Origin of the sequence: Agrobacterium larrymoorei (assembly GCF_030819275.1) — a bacterium.
GTDB classification, from domain to species: domain Bacteria; phylum Pseudomonadota; class Alphaproteobacteria; order Rhizobiales; family Rhizobiaceae; genus Agrobacterium; species Agrobacterium larrymoorei_B.
This window is the reverse complement of record NZ_JAUTBL010000002.1, coordinates 497,520-513,977: the sequence shown is the minus strand read 5'-3', so window position 1 is coordinate 513,977 and position 16,458 is coordinate 497,520. Positions and strand designations below refer to the sequence as shown.

Sequence of the window (16,458 nt, the reverse complement as noted above, 5' to 3'; positions counted from 1 at the left end):
AGGGCAGATTAAACACGGAGAATTGTCATGCAGCCCATTCAGCTGTTTGCGCTGGCCTCCCGGCAGGCCGAGTGGCTCTCAATCCGTCAGGAAGTTGTCGCCACGAACATCGCCAATGCGAGCACGCCGCAATATCGCGCCAAGGAAGTCGTTCCGTTCGAAACCGAACTGAAGACGGCCGGCATGCAGATGGCGCGTACGAACCCGGGGCATATGGAAATGGCAGTCACGGGTGCTGGCAAGATCGGTCTTAGGGATGCCCCGTTGAACAATGAAATCGGTGTGCAGATATCCGGCAACACCGTTTCTCTTTCCACGGAAATGGCAAAGACCGGCGAAATCAAGCGGCAGTTCGAACTGAACACGCAGCTCGTTCGCACCTTCCACTCCATGATGATGACCGCGGTGGGCAAGTAAGATGGACTCACTATCAACCTCGCTGAAGATCGCAGGCAGCGGAATGGAAGCGCAGGCAACGCGTCTGCGCATCGTTTCGGAAAACATCGCCAACTCCCGTACCACGGGTGATGGGCCGGGGGCCGATCCCTATCGACGCAAGACGATTACCTTTGCCAATGAGCTGGATCGCGCATCAGGCACCAACCTCGTCGAGGTCAAGAAGCTTGGTTACGACCGCTCCAACTTCATCGAGGAATACGATCCGGACAGCCCGGCGGCCGATGAAAAAGGCATGGTGAAGCTGCCGAACGTCAACATGCTGATCGAGATGGCCGACCTTCGTGAAGCCAACCGCAGCTACGAAGCCAATCTCCAGGTCATCAAGCAGACGCGTGATCTGATTTCCTCAACTATCGACCTATTGAAGGCTCAGTGATGATCGAATCTATCAGCCACGTCAAATCGCTGACCAACAACTCCGCGACAGACAGCATCAAGGGCATTGCCAGCGGCCTGACCTCACTTGCGGGCGCCGCCGTCACCACGGCCGCAACCGCGACCGTTGGCCCGACATTCGCCAGCGTTCTTGGCGGGGTTGCGCAGGACGCGGTCGACTCGCTCAAGAACAGCGAAGCCATGTCCTTCGCCGGTATGCAGGGCAAGGCCAATACCCGAGAAGTCGTCGATGCCGTCATGCAGGCCGACCAGACCCTAAGAACCGCTGTCGCGCTCAGAGACCGGCTCGTTTCGGCCTATCTCGATGTCGTTAAAATGCAGATTTGACCCGTGAGGACCTAAGAAATGAGAGCTCTAGCCATCGCAGCAACGGGCATGGATGCCCAGCAGACGAACCTTGAGGTCATCGCGAACAACATCGCGAACATCAACACCACCGGCTTCAAGCGCGGCCGTGCCGAATTTACCGACTTGCTCTACCAGACCGAGCGCGCACAGGGCGTGATGAACCGTGCCAACCAGGCCATGGTACCGGAAGGCGCGAACATCGGCCTCGGCGTACAGACCTCTGCCGTGCGCAAGCTGCACATCCAGGGACCTGTTTCCCAGACCGGCAACGCGCTCGATCTTGCCATCGTCGGCAAGGGCTGGTTCCGCGTGCAGGGTCCGGACGGCACTCCGCTCTATACCCGTGCTGGCGCGTTCAACATGGACTCGACAGGCCGCCTGGTGACGACCGATGGTTATCCGGTGCTGCCGGCGATCACCATCCCGACGGATTCGACCGAAACCAAGATCACCGACGACGGCATCGTGTCGGTGCGTATCGGCCAGTCGAACCAGATGACCGAAGTCGGTCAGCTGACGATGAGCAACTTCGCCAACGAAGCCGGTCTGCGTCCATTGGGCGATAACCTCTTTGCTCAGACGGATGCCTCGGGTGCAGCCGTCGATGGAACACCCCAATCGATCGGCTTCGGCTACGTGAAGCAGAGCTACCTGGAAGGCTCCAACGTCGATTCGGTCAAGGAAATCACCGACATGATTTCCGCCCAGCGTGCGTATGAGATGAACTCCAAGGTCATCACCACCGCCGACCAGATGGCTCAGATCGTCAGTCAGAACCTGAAATAAGTGGAAGGTAGGGTAACATGAAGTTCCGCCCGAAAATCATGCCTGTTCAAGGTCGCAAGGTCACGTTTGCGCTGGCACTCGCGTCTGCGGTGTTTTCTCCGCACGGTGCCATGTCGCAGCAGAAGTTTGCTGTCGTCCCCACGGTCACGATTCTTTCGGGCGAAATCATTACCCAGGGCCGTGTGACGGAAGTTCCCGTCACAAACCCCAACATCGCTCCCGGCTACTCGCAATCGATGGAGGAAGTGGTGGGCAAGGTTTCCAAAAAGACCTTGGTTGCCGGACGGACCATTCCGCTCGGCGATCTGCGCGATCCTTACGCGGTGGAACGCGGTGCCGCAGTGCGCATAACCTACAACAACAACGGCATGAACCTTTCGGCCTCCGGCATTGCTATCGAAGACGGCATGGCCGGCGACATCATTCGCGTGCGCAACAAGGACACCGGGGTGACGGTGACCGGAACGGCGAAGCTCGACGGGACCGTGGAGGTCTTCCAAAAATGAGTTTTCGTCCGCGTTTTTTCGCCGCGGCACTTGCGGCAATCGCTTTTCTCGCAGCGGCCCCGGAAGGCTTTGCCCAGACGATGGCGCGCGTGAAAGATATTGCGTCACTTCAGTCCGGACGTGAAAACCAGTTGATCGGCTATGGTCTTGTCGTCGGCCTCCAGGGGTCCGGCGACAATATGCGTTCCTCGCCTTTTACCGAACAGTCGATGCGCGCGATGCTGCAAAATCTCGGCATCTCGATGCAGGGCAACCAGACCTCTTCCAAGAATGTCGCGGCCGTCATGGTGACCGCCAACCTGCCGCCTTTCGCAAGCCCGGGAAGCAGGCTGGACGTCAATATCAGCTCGCTTGGCGACGCCTCGTCATTGCGCGGCGGCACGCTGATCATGACCTCCATGTCCGGCGCCGACGGCCAGATCTACGCTGTCGCTCAAGGCTCCGTCATCGTCTCCGGCTTCAATGCAGAGGGCCAGGCGGCCCAGGTGACACAGGGCGTGACGACAGCCGGTCGCGTGCCGGGTGGCGCGATCATCGAGCGGGAACTGCCCTCGCAGTTCAAGGATTCCGTCAGCCTCGTGCTGCAATTGAGAAACCCGGACTTTTCGACCGCCATTCGCATTGCAGATACGATCAACGGCTTTGCCCGTACCTCCTACAACGAGCCGATTGCCGAGGCGCGCGATTCCCAGGTCGTCTACATCCAGAAGCCACGCACCGCCGATCTTACCCGCCTTATGGCGAGCATCGAGAACCTTTCGGTGGAAACCGATACGCCAGCGAAGGTCGTCATCAACGAACGGACAGGCACGATCATCATCGGTGCAGATGTGCGTGTTTCGAGGGTTGCGGTGAGCTACGGCACGCTGACGGTCCAGGTAACCGAAATGCCGCAGGTCGTACAGCCCGCACCCTTCTCGCGCGGACAAACCGCCGTGCAGCAACAGACGGATATCCAGGCTGAAAAGACCGGCGGCCCGGTCGCCATTCTCGAAGGTCCGAGCCTCCGGTCGCTGGTGGCGGGTCTCAACAATATCGGCGTCAAACCGGACGGCATCATCGCCATCCTTCAAGGCATCAAGTCCGCAGGTGCGCTCCAGGCAGAATTGGTACTACAATGACAATCGCCGTTTCCAAGATTTTCACGCCTCAACGCGTTCTTCTCGCCCTCTTCGTCGTCGCTGGTTCGCTTCCTTCGGCGCGCGCGCAGGAACAGGTGCGCGTCACCACCGGCGAGACCAGCGGACAGGAAATCCAGCAATACTGCACCAACATCGTCGATCAGGCGCGCGACCAGCGCTATCTGATGCAGAAGCAGGATCTCGAGAAGCTTCAGGAAGACATTAACGAGCGCGTCGCCATCCTCGAAGCCCGCAAGGCCGAGTATGAAGACTGGCTGAAACGCCGTAACGATTTTCTGAAGCAGGCGGAGAGCAACCTCGTCGAAGTTTACAAGACGATGAAGGCGGATGCCGCTGCTCCCCAGCTTCAGGAACTCGATCCGGGAATGGCTGCGGCCATCATCATGAAACTGCCACCGCGCCAGTCCGGGCTGATCCTCAGCGAAATGAACGCGAAAAAGGCGGCGACCGTCGCTTCGATCATGGCCAGCGCGACCGATAAAACCACATCAAGAGATCCGTCATGAACAAAGCGCTCATTCTCGCCCTTTCAGCCGCGAGCATCCTCACGGGGTGCCAGAGCGTCACGGAAAACCAGACACTCAAAGAAATCGGCAACGCGCCGGCAATGAGCCCGATCGGCAGCGGCCTGCAATTCAACCAGGCACCGCAGCTGGCGTCCTATCCGAAGCAGCCGCTTCACGCGGCAAGCGGCTATTCGCTTTGGAGCGACAGCAAGGCAGCGCTTTTTAAAGATTCTCGCGCGCTCAATATCGGCGACATTCTCACGGTCAACATCCAGATCAACGACAAGGCGTCGTTTGACAACAAGACGGACCGCAGTCGCAAAAACAACCGAAAGACGGGCTGGAAGGCCGACGCGGAGATTCTTGGCTGGAAGCCGAAGGCGGACTCTTCTCTCAGCTTCGACAATGACAGCGAAGCCAATGGCAAGGGGTCCATCAACCGCGCGGAAAAGCTGACCCTCCTCGTCGCAGCGGTCGTCACCGGCATTCTGGAAAACGGCAACCTGCTGATCAGCGGTTCGCAGGAAGTGCGCGTCAACCACGAAATCCGCATTCTCAATGTCGCGGGCATCGTCAGGCCACAGGACGTGAATTCGGAAAATACCGTATCCTACGAAAAGATCGCGGAAGCGCGCATTTCCTATGGTGGTCGCGGACGCATCATGGAAGTGCAGCAGCCACCGGTAGGGCAGCAGGTCGTCGACCTCTTCTCGCCGATCTGACTTTGGGAAGGCAGGAACTGAAGCGCGAAATACAGTCCTGACCGAGCGTCGGTGGAGACGCTCGACATGGCGGATAAGGTTTTCACGTCCGGCCAGGCACTAACTTTGAAACAGGCAACAGACCTATGACCGACCAGTTGGCACTTGAAGGACCGGCACCGAAGAAGAGCTCGCCTATTCCGGCCATCGGAGTGATTGCGGTTCTGTGTCTTCTGGGTCTCGGCGGCGGCTGGTTTGTCGGCAAGATGCTTTTCGTGCCCACCCCACCCGCTGCATCCACGCCAGCGGCGGCACCTGCGCACGAGGCTCCAGCGGAAGTTGCGGCAGCGGGGGAGCACGGCGAAGCCCCCAAGGCAGAGGCTCATGGCGAACCTGCCAAGGATGGCCATGGTGCGCCTGCCGGCCCAAGCCTGGTGTCGCTGGACCCGATCATCACCAATCTCGGTTATCCTGCCGAGAATTGGATCAGGCTTGAACTTGCACTGCAATTCAATGGTCCTTCGGACCCGGCCGTGGTTCAGGAACTCCATCAGGAGATCATGGCTTACGTCAGAACCGTGCCTCTCCAGCAAATTCAGGGCCCACGCGGCTTTCAATATCTTAGGGATGACCTGAGAGAGATCGTTGACCTCAGGACGAAAGGGCGCGTATCCAAGGTTTTATTCAAAACCTTCGTGATAGAATGATTCGCACCCTTATCTGCCTGATTGCTTTCGCCCTGATCCCGGGGATTGCTTTTGCGCAGCAGTCACCGGCCGATTTGTTAAATCTGCCTGTCGACGGCTCCGCTGCGGCGTGGATCATTCGTACCTTCGGATTGCTGACGATCCTTTCGATCGCGCCCGGCATCCTGATCATGGTCACGAGCTTTCCCCGCTTCATCATCGCCTTTTCCATCCTGCGTTCCGGCATGGGGCTTGGCACGACGCCATCCAACATGATCCTGACGAGCATGGCGATGTTCATGACATTCTACGTGATGGCGCCAACCTTCGAGCGTTCGTGGAACGATGGCATCCAGCCGATGATGCAGAACCAGATCACCGAAGCACAGGCGATCGAGAGGGCGGCAGAACCCTTCCGGACCTTCATGCTTGCCAATACGCGTCCAAAGGATCTGGCCCTCTTCGTCGATCTGGCGAGCGAACGTGGCCAGGAAACGATGAACGGCACGCAGCCGCAATATCGCATCCTCGTTCCAGCCTTCATGCTGTCTGAAATCCGCCGCGGCTTCGAAATCGGCTTTCTCGTCATCCTGCCCTTCCTCGTCATCGACATGGTGGTGGCAACGATCACCATGGCCATGGGCATGATGATGCTGCCCCCGACTTCGATCTCACTTCCGTTCAAGATCTTGTTCTTCGTGCTGATCGATGGCTGGAACCTGCTGGTCGGCTCGCTGGTGCGATCGTTTTACTGAAGCTCAAGCGCCCAGAGTGTTTCAGCGGCGGGATCGATTTTCATAAAGCACGATGCGTTTCTGCAAGACGTGAAAACGCCGCGCGTCCAAAAGGATGCACGGCGTCCAACAAGCAATCGGACCGGTTCACGTAGACATAAGGTTAGGCAGCTCGTGTCGCGTTGCGCATGCCATAGGTTGACGAACCCTCGCCAATTCTGAAACCACGCATGGCTTGCCGCAACTTGTTGGCTTCTTGAGCCAGGAGGCTTGCAGCAGCGTTGCTTTCTTCCACCATCGCCGCATTCTGCTGTGTCGCATGGTCCATCTGGTTGACGGCCGTGTTGACCTGAGAAATGCCGGCGGCCTGTTCGCTCGACGAAACGGCAATCGCTTCCATATGGTCATTGATCGTTGCGATATCGTGTTCGATCGTGTGCAGGGCCTCGCCGGTCTCGGCAACCAGTTTGACGCCTTCGCCGATTTCCTGATTGGAACGCTGGATCAGGTCGCGGATTTCCTTCGAGGCCGAGGCAGATCGCTGCGCGAGTTCACGCACCTCCTGCGCCACAACCGCAAAACCCTTGCCGGCTTCACCGGCGCGAGCCGCCTCAACGCCTGCATTCAAGGCAAGAAGGTTGGTCTGGAACGCAATCTCGTCGATGACGGTGATAATGTTGCGGACCTTTGCCGAGGCTTCCTCGATGCGGCGCATGGCGGCCACAGCTTCGGCAACGACCGAACCGGACTTGGTGGCGTTGGAGACCGCGTTCACTGCAACCGTGCGGGCCTCGGAGGATCGTCCTGCGGAGCTGCCGACATTGGCGGTAATCTCTTCGAGGGCCGCGGCCGTCTGTTCCAGTGCAGCGGCCTGCTGTTCCGTGCGGCGTGCCAGGCTGTCGGTCGATTGGCTGATTTCCTGGACGCCATCCGTCACGGCATTGGCGCTTTCCAGCACCGCCGAGAGCGCAGCTTCAAGGCGCCCGATCGCACCATTGAAGTTCTCCTGGATGGTCAAGAATGCAGGATCGGAATTCTTGTCGATCCTTGTGGAAAGATCACCAAGCGCCAAGCGCTCCAGACCAGTGGCAAGCGTGCCGAGGAAGGCCTTCTGGCTTGCACCAGCGGCTTCGAAGGCCGCTTGCGTTTCACGTAGCTTCCTGTCCAGCTCCTGCTGGAACTGACGGGCTTTCTCCTCCAGTTCCATCCGGGCGATCGCATTTTGCTTGAACACAGCGACGGCGCCCGCCAGCTCAGCCATTTCATCGCGGCGGGTAAAGGCGGGAATGTCAACCGCCACATCATTTTTGGCGAGGCGTCTCACAGCATCCGTCATCAGCTCAAGCGGATTGAAGAGTCTGCCCTTCATAACCAAGTAGCCAAGACCCCAGAGCGCCAGGACCGCGAGCCCAACCACACCCGAAATAGCCGCGGTTCTAAATGCGCCGTATTGGGCGTTTTCGGCAATGATATTCGCTTGGTCCATGGACACGATTGCCACATTGGTGATCGTATTGATCGCAACGATCAGCTTTGGCAGCCATACCGAGAATTCCATCTGCGGCATCTTGCCGGCCTGAACATCGGCGACGATGCTTTGGCGAAGCGTGCCGAAGCTGCCTTCGAAATATTCAGAGCGCGCCTGATCGACGGCTGCCCTCACTGGGGCAGGAATTGTGCTGGACTTTGACATGGACTGCAGCAACTCCCAATAGGAGCGGGTGCTTCCTTCGATCGTATCAAGCTTCTTGATGAGCGCGGGGGTCAGTACTGGACCACCGGTATAGGGACCATGGGCGACTTCCCAGACCGAGCCGCCGACATTGCGAACCTGCCAGGCGATACGCTTGATGGCACCGAGATCACCAAGAACCGGCTCGCTCTCCGCCATGGCGGTTTCCAGCATTTGTGCGAGATTGATGGCACGCTCCATCAAGACGTTCCCCGCACGGCCAATGGCTTCACCCGCGGAGCTTTCCTGCGGCTTGGCGCTTGAAAGCGCGGTATCGATCGCGGAACGAGCCTGCAGAAAATCGGTCATGGCAGACTTTACGTCCCCATAGGCTTTCAGCACGGAAGGATCGCTGGCATCGGCCATCAGAGCGTCGGCTGCCTGATACCCCTTGTCGACCGTCTGCCGATTCTCAGCCATGCTGGCGCGCGCCTTGGCCAAGGCGTCGCCGCTCATTCGCAGCACGTTGGGACTATCGGCTTTTTCCGACAGTAGACCCATCTGCAGGACGAGAAGATTGCGGTCAACAGCAGCGTAAAGCCGAGCAGTGTTAGACTCAATTGAAGCGGAACTCGCCTGCCAGAAAGAAATAATCGCAAAGACGGTTGCGACGAGGCCTATCGAAAAAATCAACGCACTTAACGTGGCACGAATAGACAGACGGGAGATCATAATCAACTACATCCTTCAGTATATGTCTCCTTTAAATTTTTAGAATATAATAGTTAAAACATTATATAATATTTCATTGAAAGTATTGCGCTGCAGCAAATATGCCATCGATGTTTTCGCGCTTTCGGAAGATAAATGTAGTTACAACACGAAAACATTCCACTATTTCAATCGGCGCGATCTTTTTCTTCTGTACGATGCACGGAAAACGTGTGAATGGAGAGCTGAAACGGTAACCGGCGGCCCATTAGACGTTGTCAGCAGCGTCGATGGCCATTGCGCGCCTGTGGAGCGCCTGAAACATTCCGGACCCAAAACCGACCAGAGGGCACTGAGCTACTTTGCCTGACAGCCGCGCTTTGCGTCGGCTTGCCGAACCGGAGCATATTGCGTCCTCTTGGTTGCAAAAGGACGCTTTATTTCCTTTAAGCCTACGCATCGCGCTTTCCGAAAACCGCGTCGGGTTTCGGGCCGATGCTGTAGGTCAGCGACGCGACCGTGCTAATGCGATGGAGTAGCGGCCGCCTTCGGCGGCTCGGGATCGGTGTTGATCACGATCTTCTGCGGCTTGCGGGTGGAGTCCCTTGCGTCAAGGATTTCCTTGGTAATGTAATCCAACTGCTGGATCATCACATCGCGGACAAGCGGCTTTTCCATGCGGGCATTGATGCCGTCTTTGATCTTGGTCTTGAAACCCGCCACATCGAACTTGCCGACCTCCTTGACGTCGAGGATCTGGTCGCCAACCAGCAGGCCGAAAAGCTCGTCCGTCATATAGGCCGTCATCGGTGCCTTGATGTCCTTCATGATGACGGAGTCGACCAGAAGCGTCGAGCGTATCAGGAAATAGCCGGAGACGGCGCCGTTGCTGAGGACAGGCAGCGTCATGAGATCGCCCTGCACATATTGCGGCGGCGGCGGCGCATCGACCTTGTGATCGTCCGCGGGGGGCTGGCCGAATTTCACAGCGGCGAAGACCCCGCCAAGGGTCATTACCAGCACCAGGACCCCCGTGGCAATCAGCTTTATCATTGCGCCTCACGAGCGAACTGTTGCAGCGAATAGGTGCCATCGTCTTCGGCATTCTTCTGTGCGTCTTTCAACAGATCGACCACCGCCTTGACGGCCTTGAGGCTCGCCTCGACCCGGCGGGTATTCACAGCGAGCTTTTCCTTGATGTCGAGGATCTGCTGACGATGTGCCTCGGCGATCTTCGGGCTTTCGACGTCGCGGATCAGCATGGTCAGTTCGTAGAGGCAGCGGCTCTTATGGGCGTTCGACAGCTTGAAATCGAAATCAGGCTCTTTGCCGATCCGGGCGTTCTCGTTGTCGATGACCGCTTCGAGACGACCAAGCACAGCCTGAACTCTGTAATCATTATTGACAATTTCCATGGTGCTTCAGCGCTCCGCCTTACTCAGCTATTGGTTTTCTTGGTTTCGGTGTCGGAGAAGATGCGTCGCTGGAAGTCGGTGACCATGCTCATGGCGATCTTCTTGTCGTCTTCATTGACGGCAGAGACAGGAGCGGCATTGCGCTGGCGCTGCAGCGCCTGCGAGTAGACTTGCTCGGCAATGCCGATCCCGCCCTTCTTGGACATCTGGTCGGCCATCTGCTCGGACATCATGCTTTTCCAGAACTCGCCGGCCGAGCCCTTGCCGTAAACCTCTTCGGTGTCGGATGGCATCATGTTCTGGATGAATGTGTTTAGAACGCTCGCCTCGAACTTGCGGTAGGTTTCAGGAATCTTCTCGTGATGCTCCTGCCTGTGGATGTTTCCCAGCCCCGCGCGGCTCTCCGGCGTCTCGATGCTGTTGATCGCAGAGGCAAAGCCGGCATTGCTGGCAGTCAGCACCGAAGCTTCCCGCGTCGCGCTCACCGCCCGCAGCTTTTCACGGGCAGCGGAGACCTGCATCGGGTCGGCCGCATTGACCACATCAAGCACAAGATCGCTTGGAGGAGAAATCGCCACGTCGTCTTCCTTTCCGTTTTGATCGGATGACGATAGGCGCCTAACCTTGCTGGAGGCTGGAGGCCTTCATGCTGATCTGCAGATCGACCAACTCATAGATGCTGTTGTCGTCCCGCGCCCTCGCCTCGTCCTCGCGGGCGCTGTCACGCTTGTCTTCCAGCTTCTCGCCCTTCTTGGTTTCCTTCAGAAGTTGCGTTTCCTGCGCTTCCTGAATGGATTCAAGACGGACATCGCGGGCCATCAACCGGCTGTGTCGCATCACATAATGCTTCAGCATGTCCTGATGCAGCGGATCATAGGAGGTCAGATAGCCGGACAGTGTTTCGATCTTCTCTGCAAGCTCGGCGCGCTCACGCGTGGTGATGGCGAGTTCGTTCTCGACCATTTTCTTCAGGTGCCCCTGCACCTTCACCAGCCTGTCGAGTTTTTTGGATTTGGAAAGATCCGCCATCTCACTCACATGTTCGAGAAAACGAGGAAGAAACCATCGACGAACTGATTCACCACCGCGGCAATACCGAAGTAGAGAAGCAACAGGCCGCCAGCCAGAGCATAGGGCGTGGAGATGAAGTAAACCGGAATTTGCGGTGCAAGTTTGTTGATCAGGCCGATCGCCACGTTGAACAGAAAGCCGAAGAGGATGAAGGGGCTCGCCACCCGGATTGCAACATTCATCGAGGCCACGAGCGTATCGGTGAGCGTAATCAGCATGCGCTGGGCGGAGATCGGTCCGCCGAGCGGGATCGACGAATAGGATTCCACCAGCGCTTTGAAGATGACGTGGTGAAAATCCAAAATGAACAGCACGAGCAACACGCCGAATGTCAGCATGGCCGCAAGCTGGCTTTCGGAGGTATCTTCCAGCACGTCCTGCGCGGGCGGGCCGGTAAAGGAAATGGCCGTGCCCATAACGGTTGCGGCAAACTGCATCCCCAGCAGATAGAGATGGGCGATCAAGCCGAACATCGTGCCGATGAAAGTTTCGTAAAGCATCGCACGGAAGAACGTCACCGTGTTGCCCTGCGTGACGGGATAAATGACATCCCAAAGAAGCGGCAGTAAAGCGACGGAAAGCGTTAGCGCAAGGAAGAGCCTGATCTGGACCGGAAGCCTGGCAGAGGAAAAGCCCGGCATCGCCATAAGGCAGGAACCGATCCGGCAAAAGGCCAGGAACAGCGCCATGATGGTTCCCTGCGGGTCAGTTATCATGAAATGGAGCCGAGGATCTTGATTTCCGTACCCTTTGCCAGTTCGACATGGGACAGCACCGGCAAGGTGCTGAAGAGTCGTTCCGTAATCATTCTTACATATGCGCGTGTTTCAGGCAGCGTGACAAGCACGAATGGCAGACCGACATCCATGTATTCACGGATTACTTGGGTCGCTTCGTTGGAGAACTCTTCCACCTGGCGCGGATCGATATCGAATTCGATGACATCACCCTTCGGATCGCGCTTCAGCGCCTGCTGGAAGATGACGTCCCACTTGGTGCCGAGACGCAGAACGCGCAGAACACCGTTGTCGGAAAGGTCGCCGCAAATCTGCTGCGCCATGCGAATACGGACATGCTCGACGATCTGCTCGGTCTTGCGCAGATGCGGCGCGAGTTCCGCCACCGCTTCAAGAATGAGGTGCAGGTTGCGGATGGAAACCCGTTCCGCCAGCAGAAGCTTCAAGATCGCCTGAAGGCCGGAATAGGACATGTGCGACGAGCAAATCTCGTCGGCGAGCTTCTTGTATTCCGGATCGAGCCGGTCGATCAGGACCTTGACGTCCTTGTAAGAGAGGAGCATCGGCAAGTTGTTGCGGATGACTTCGCTGACATGAGTGAGAAGCGCGGAAATGTTGTCGATCGGGTGGAAGCCTTCGCGCCGCAGATCGTCGACGAAATGCTCCAGCACCGAGACCGCCGGCATGCCGAAAGCGGGTTCTCTGACATCGTCCCCCGGAACTGAAGGACGCCTGCCCTTGCCGGTGATGACCAGCACTTCGCCGACACGCAGCGTATTGGCCGCGACTGTCGTGCCGTGGATGCGGATCTGGTAAGATTTGTCGGGGATGGCGATATCGTCCGTGACCTTGATTTCCGGCACGACGAAGCCGTATTGCGCCGCAAACTTCTTGCGCATCTTGCCCACGCGGAAACCCAGTTCCTGGTGAGCGCCGAGAAGGCGGGGCGAGACCTGCTTGCCAAGTGCCAACTCGATTTCGGTGGTGCGCAGAACGCTCTTGACCGTCTCGCTTTCGGCCTGCGTGGCGTCGGCCGCCTTCTGATCTTCTTCCGCACGCGCAACATCCTGTTCACGCTGCAACTGGCGAGGAATGAACCAGGCACCCAGTGCCAAGAGGCCACTGAGAAACATGAAGGGAAGGAAGGGCAGCCCAGGAACGAGGGCAAGAATGAACATCAAGCCGGCAGCAACGGAAAGCGCCTTCGGATAACCGCTCAACTGGTTGATGACGGCTGTGTCGGTGGAGCCGAGCGTGCCGCCGCGCGTGACGATAAGACCGGCTGCGAGCGAAACGATCAGCGCCGGAACCTGCGAGACGATACCGTCACCGACGGACAGCTTGACGAAAACATCCGCCGCTTCGCTGACCGGCATGCCGTGACGGAAGACACCGATGATGATGCCGCCGCAGATGTTGATCATGGTGATGAGCAGGCCGGCAACGGCGTCACCACGGACGAATTTCGACGCACCGTCCATCGCGCCGTAGAAGGAGCTTTCTTCTTCCAGTTCGCGACGGCGAAGCTGGGCTTCCTTCTCATTGATGATGCCGGCGGACAAATCCGCATCGATCGACATCTGCTTGCCTGGGATGGCATCCAAGGTGAAGCGGGCGCCAACTTCCGCGATGCGCGTGGCACCCTTGGTGATGACGATGAAGTTCACCACGATGAGGATGAGGAAGACGATCAGACCGATGACGAAGTCGCCGGACATGACGAGGCTGGAAAAGCCCGCAATGACACCGCCAGCGGCATCATGACCCTGGTGACCATGGGACAGGATCACGCGCGTCGTCGCAATGTTGAGCGCGAGGCGGATCATGGTGGAAATCAGCAGGATCGTCGGGAAGGAGGAGAAGTCGAGCGGACGGTGAATCCACAACGATACCATCAGGATCAGAACGGAAAAGGCAATCGAGAAAGCCAATCCCATGTCGATAATGAATGGCGGGATCGGCAGGAACAGGATGCACAAAATGGCAACGATGCCCGCAGCAAACCCAATGTCGCGCCCTCGGGGGGCGACTTTCGGAAGTGGCATTACGCTGGGCGGGGTAGCCATTCTAACTCCATCTCATCATGAGAACCGGCAGGACGTCCAGAACCTCTCCATCATGAAAAGGCCTTGCCGACCCGTTGGACGCAGATCAACGACCGAGGCTTAATGGGTCAAGCTTGTGCGAGAATGGAGTTTTGGGCTCGGAAAGAGCTCTTCGTTTGTGGCCTCTGTCCAGTTGTAGCTTGGGCCTCATGGCCATGACACAGTTGCATTTTTTAGCTTTGGGCCGCTTCTGTTTTGTGGTACGGTGCATTTCGGTATAGGCGCCATGAAAGCGTGCAAGTCGGCCATGATACGGTCTTCCAAGAAGCAAGGCTCGTTATGGTTTCCGCTCTGTCCAGCTATGTAAGCTATTTAAACGTTAATCGTGACCTCAAGACTTCGTTGTCAAAAGTCAGCGAGCAGTCCGTTGTGAAACGCGAAACAGACTATTACGAAGCCAATATCGACAACGTTAAAACGGTCGACGAGTTTCTGGACAATTATCGGCTCTATTCCTACGCGATGAAGGCTTACGGCCTTGAAGAGATGACCTTCGGCAAAGGCTTCATGCGCAAAGTCCTTGAAAGCGATCTCAACGACCAGACGAGTTTTGCCAATACGCTTGCAGACAAGCGATATTTGCAGTTCGCGCAGGCGTTCAACTTCGCTGGGGATACTAAAGTTGCCCAGAACACGGCGCAGGCCGACAAGCTCGCTGAAGCTTATCAAGCGTCGTTTCCGGCAGAAGAGAGCAGGATCAAACAGGAGTCAGCCTACTTTTCAAGTCAAATTGGCTCGGTTACGAATGTTGACGACCTGGTCAACAACGCCAAGCTCCGTACCTACATGCTGAATGCCGCCGGCCTGGATCCAACGTTTACCTCAAGAGACTATCTTAAGCAGGTTTTGACAAGCGACCTGAACGATCCGAACAGTGTGGCCAACAAAGCGAGTAACACAGCATGGAAGCAGCTTACACGGGCCTTCAACTTCAATTCGGACGGCACGATCAATGGTCAGGTTCAGACGGCGGATCAGACTGAAGACCTGAAGCTCGACTATGTTGCGAAGATGTCGACCTTCCAATCGAACACGCTGTTGAGTGCCAACCAGCGATATTGGGAAAAACATATCTCTCAGGTTACGAGTGCACAGGATCTGGTAAAGGACAGCCGCCTTCTCAGCTATGTCAAGACCGCATTTAGCCTTCCCACATCCATTCAGGCCAGCAGCGTTGCTAGCCTTATGTCGAGCGAATCCTTTGCGACAGTCTATGGCAACACCAAGCTCCTTTCGTTCTTTAACTTCGAAAACGATGGCTCCGTCACGCCAGGAAAAACGCCGCAAACCACTGACCAGGTTTCGAAGCTTGCGACACAGTATAGTGATATATTCGTCAAAGAGCGTAGTGCTTCGATCGACAAAGCCGCCGCGAATTATGAGTCGCGTATCGCGAAAGTAACGAAACTCGACGACTTTTTTGTTTCCAACAAAAAGGACGATGACGCAAACAATGATCAGGTCACGGAAATCTGGAACGTGGCTCTGCGTGCTTATGGGATCGACCCTGACGAGGTTTCGACGACGAAGTTAAAGAGGATCCTGACAAGCGACACTGATAACAAGAAAAGTTATGTCAACACATTAAAAGACGATCGCTTCGTCCAACTTGCAAAAGCTTTCAATTTTTCCTCCGATGGCACTACCGAATCTCCGCTGACCGCGCAGTCGCAGAGCATGGTCCAGCAGCTGACGACCGAATATAAAACTACGAAACTAAGGTCTTTGACGGGCGCAGCGCTGACGACCGCAACGAAGGCGGCCGATAAAGAAATTGACTACTACAAGACGAAGATGATGGAGATCACATCCTCCGATCAGTTGATCGCCGATACGCGACTGACCAGCTTCATTTTTGAAGCGAATGGCATAGATCCTAAAAGCGTCAATGCATCCGACCTTCGTAGAATGTTCAAATCGGATCTTTCCGATCCGAAAAGCTTTGTGAATCTCCAGAGCGATAGCAAGTTCGCCCAAATCGTGGCGTCATTCAACTTCAACACCCAAGGCAAGCTAGACCCAACGGCGAAGAAGGGCATTCAGCAACGCGGTGCCATTTTGGACACGACGACACAATATGTACGACAGACGCTCGAAGAACAACAGGGCGACCAAAACGCTGCCGTGCGCCTGGCGCTTTACTTCAAGCGGAAAGCGCCAGATATTACGAGTGCCTACACGATCCTCGCCGACAAGGCTCTGTTCGAATTCTTCAAGACCACGTTCAGCCTGCCTGCCGCTATTGGCAATATGGATGTCGACAAGCAGGTTGCTGTCGTGAAGAAATTCATGGACGTCACCAAGCTGAATGACACCACTTATGTAGATGGATTGGTGAAGCGCTTTACAGCGCTGTACGACGCACAGAACCAGTCCACCACCGATACGTCTCTTCTCATTCTAGGTAGGTAGAGGTGCCGGTCAAACGTCAAGGCGTCTTCTTGGTTCAGTGAACCCCTCGATGAGACGCGCTTACAGCGTTC

The 16,458-nt window shown here is 56.7% G+C and carries 18 protein-coding genes; 11 read left to right on the top strand and 7 right to left on the bottom strand.

All coding sequences use genetic code 11. The features are described 5' to 3' along the window. Positions 1-27: 27 nt before the first annotated feature. The 10 genes from flgB (at position 28) to fliP (ending at position 6,285) form a co-directional block, all read left to right on the top strand. A complete protein-coding gene (flgB, locus tag QE408_RS11025; protein WP_306931113.1) occupies positions 28-417 on the top strand; it encodes a flagellar basal body rod protein FlgB in 390 nt (129 codons plus the stop codon). Position 418: 1 nt separating this feature from the next. After that, positions 419-835, top strand: a complete 417-nt coding sequence (gene flgC, locus QE408_RS11020; protein WP_306931111.1) for a flagellar basal body rod protein FlgC — start codon at positions 419-421, stop codon at positions 833-835. Then, on the top strand, positions 835-1,182 hold the full coding sequence (locus QE408_RS11015; RefSeq protein WP_306931109.1) for a flagellar hook-basal body complex protein FliE: 348 nt from the start codon (positions 835-837) through the stop codon (positions 1,180-1,182). Before flgC ends, QE408_RS11015 begins: the two co-directional genes overlap by 1 nt. Before the next feature lie 18 nt (positions 1,183-1,200). Continuing rightward, the gene (gene flgG / locus QE408_RS11010; RefSeq protein ID WP_306931107.1) at positions 1,201-1,989 is read left to right on the top strand and encodes a flagellar basal-body rod protein FlgG; all 789 of its coding nucleotides are present in this window, start codon (positions 1,201-1,203) and stop codon (positions 1,987-1,989) included. 17 nt (positions 1,990-2,006) lie between these two features. After that, positions 2,007-2,495: a flagellar basal body P-ring formation chaperone FlgA gene (flgA, locus tag QE408_RS11005; RefSeq protein WP_306931105.1), complete on the top strand. Its 489-nt coding sequence runs from the start codon at positions 2,007-2,009 to the stop codon at positions 2,493-2,495. Further along, positions 2,492-3,616, top strand: a complete 1,125-nt coding sequence (locus tag QE408_RS11000; RefSeq protein ID WP_306931103.1) for a flagellar basal body P-ring protein FlgI — start codon at positions 2,492-2,494, stop codon at positions 3,614-3,616. The genes flgA and QE408_RS11000 overlap by 4 nt, the downstream gene beginning before the upstream one ends. Next, positions 3,613-4,143 carry a MotE family protein gene (locus tag QE408_RS10995; protein ID WP_306931101.1) on the top strand — a complete coding sequence of 177 codons (531 nt, stop codon included), beginning with the start codon at positions 3,613-3,615 and terminating at the stop codon, positions 4,141-4,143. Before QE408_RS11000 ends, QE408_RS10995 begins: the two co-directional genes overlap by 4 nt. Next, positions 4,140-4,865: a flagellar basal body L-ring protein FlgH gene (gene flgH / locus QE408_RS10990; protein WP_306931099.1), complete on the top strand. Its 726-nt coding sequence runs from the start codon at positions 4,140-4,142 to the stop codon at positions 4,863-4,865. Before QE408_RS10995 ends, flgH begins: the two co-directional genes overlap by 4 nt. A gap of 125 nt (positions 4,866-4,990) precedes the next feature. Continuing rightward, complete coding sequence (locus QE408_RS10985; RefSeq protein WP_306931097.1) at positions 4,991-5,551, top strand: flagellar basal body-associated FliL family protein; 561 nt, start codon at positions 4,991-4,993, stop codon at positions 5,549-5,551. Beyond that, on the top strand, positions 5,548-6,285 hold the full coding sequence (gene fliP / locus QE408_RS10980; protein ID WP_062426055.1) for a flagellar type III secretion system pore protein FliP: 738 nt from the start codon (positions 5,548-5,550) through the stop codon (positions 6,283-6,285). Before QE408_RS10985 ends, fliP begins: the two co-directional genes overlap by 4 nt. A gap of 142 nt (positions 6,286-6,427) precedes the next feature. Here fliP and QE408_RS10975 read toward each other — a convergent pair whose 3' ends face one another. The 7 genes from QE408_RS10975 to flhA form a co-directional block, all read right to left on the bottom strand. Beyond that, complete coding sequence (locus tag QE408_RS10975) at positions 6,428-8,416, bottom strand: methyl-accepting chemotaxis protein (protein WP_306931094.1); 1,989 nt, start codon at positions 8,414-8,416, stop codon at positions 6,428-6,430. Between the two features lie 753 nt (positions 8,417-9,169). Continuing rightward, the gene (locus QE408_RS10970) at positions 9,170-9,700 is read right to left on the bottom strand and encodes a hypothetical protein (RefSeq protein WP_306931091.1); all 531 of its coding nucleotides are present in this window, start codon (positions 9,698-9,700) and stop codon (positions 9,170-9,172) included. Next, positions 9,697-10,062, bottom strand: coding sequence for a hypothetical protein (locus QE408_RS10965; RefSeq protein WP_306931090.1), 366 nt, complete (start codon positions 10,060-10,062; stop codon positions 9,697-9,699). Before QE408_RS10965 ends, QE408_RS10970 begins: the two co-directional genes overlap by 4 nt. A 23-nt stretch (positions 10,063-10,085) precedes the next feature. Next, positions 10,086-10,640, bottom strand: coding sequence for a rod-binding protein (locus QE408_RS10960; protein ID WP_306931087.1), 555 nt, complete (start codon positions 10,638-10,640; stop codon positions 10,086-10,088). Between the two features lie 40 nt (positions 10,641-10,680). After that, positions 10,681-11,091: a hypothetical protein gene (locus QE408_RS10955; RefSeq protein ID WP_306931085.1), complete on the bottom strand. Its 411-nt coding sequence runs from the start codon at positions 11,089-11,091 to the stop codon at positions 10,681-10,683. A gap of 5 nt (positions 11,092-11,096) precedes the next feature. Further along, positions 11,097-11,849: a flagellar biosynthetic protein FliR gene (gene fliR / locus QE408_RS10950; protein WP_306931084.1), complete on the bottom strand. Its 753-nt coding sequence runs from the start codon at positions 11,847-11,849 to the stop codon at positions 11,097-11,099. Then, complete coding sequence (gene flhA, locus QE408_RS10945) at positions 11,846-13,936, bottom strand: flagellar biosynthesis protein FlhA (protein ID WP_306931082.1); 2,091 nt, start codon at positions 13,934-13,936, stop codon at positions 11,846-11,848. Before flhA ends, fliR begins: the two co-directional genes overlap by 4 nt. Positions 13,937-14,254: 318 nt before the next feature. On the opposite strand from flhA, the gene QE408_RS10940 reads away from it, so the two are divergent. Beyond that, a complete protein-coding gene (locus QE408_RS10940; protein WP_306931080.1) occupies positions 14,255-16,387 on the top strand; it encodes a DUF1217 domain-containing protein in 2,133 nt (710 codons plus the stop codon). Positions 16,388-16,458: the final 71 nt, after the last annotated feature.

Coding starts and splice junctions, on each gene's coding strand:
- flgB (WP_306931113.1), top strand. CDS start 28: ATGCAGCCCATTCAGCTGTTTGCGCTGGCCTCCCGGCAGGCCGAGTGG.
- flgC (WP_306931111.1), top strand. CDS start 419: ATGGACTCACTATCAACCTCGCTGAAGATCGCAGGCAGCGGAATGGAA.
- QE408_RS11015 (WP_306931109.1), top strand. CDS start 835: ATGATCGAATCTATCAGCCACGTCAAATCGCTGACCAACAACTCCGCG.
- flgG (WP_306931107.1), top strand. CDS start 1,201: ATGAGAGCTCTAGCCATCGCAGCAACGGGCATGGATGCCCAGCAGACG.
- flgA (WP_306931105.1), top strand. CDS start 2,007: ATGAAGTTCCGCCCGAAAATCATGCCTGTTCAAGGTCGCAAGGTCACG.
- QE408_RS11000 (WP_306931103.1), top strand. CDS start 2,492: ATGAGTTTTCGTCCGCGTTTTTTCGCCGCGGCACTTGCGGCAATCGCT.
- QE408_RS10995 (WP_306931101.1), top strand. CDS start 3,613: ATGACAATCGCCGTTTCCAAGATTTTCACGCCTCAACGCGTTCTTCTC.
- flgH (WP_306931099.1), top strand. CDS start 4,140: ATGAACAAAGCGCTCATTCTCGCCCTTTCAGCCGCGAGCATCCTCACG.
- QE408_RS10985 (WP_306931097.1), top strand. CDS start 4,991: ATGACCGACCAGTTGGCACTTGAAGGACCGGCACCGAAGAAGAGCTCG.
- fliP (WP_062426055.1), top strand. CDS start 5,548: ATGATTCGCACCCTTATCTGCCTGATTGCTTTCGCCCTGATCCCGGGG.
- QE408_RS10975 (WP_306931094.1), bottom strand. CDS start 8,416: ATGGCTGAGAATCGGCAGACGGTCGACAAGGGGTATCAGGCAGCCGAC.
- QE408_RS10970 (WP_306931091.1), bottom strand. CDS start 9,700: ATGATAAAGCTGATTGCCACGGGGGTCCTGGTGCTGGTAATGACCCTT.
- QE408_RS10965 (WP_306931090.1), bottom strand. CDS start 10,062: ATGGAAATTGTCAATAATGATTACAGAGTTCAGGCTGTGCTTGGTCGT.
- QE408_RS10955 (WP_306931085.1), bottom strand. CDS start 11,091: ATGGCGGATCTTTCCAAATCCAAAAAACTCGACAGGCTGGTGAAGGTG.
- fliR (WP_306931084.1), bottom strand. CDS start 11,849: ATGATAACTGACCCGCAGGGAACCATCATGGCGCTGTTCCTGGCCTTT.
- flhA (WP_306931082.1), bottom strand. CDS start 13,936: ATGGCTACCCCGCCCAGCGTAATGCCACTTCCGAAAGTCGCCCCCCGA.
- QE408_RS10940 (WP_306931080.1), top strand. CDS start 14,255: ATGGTTTCCGCTCTGTCCAGCTATGTAAGCTATTTAAACGTTAATCGT.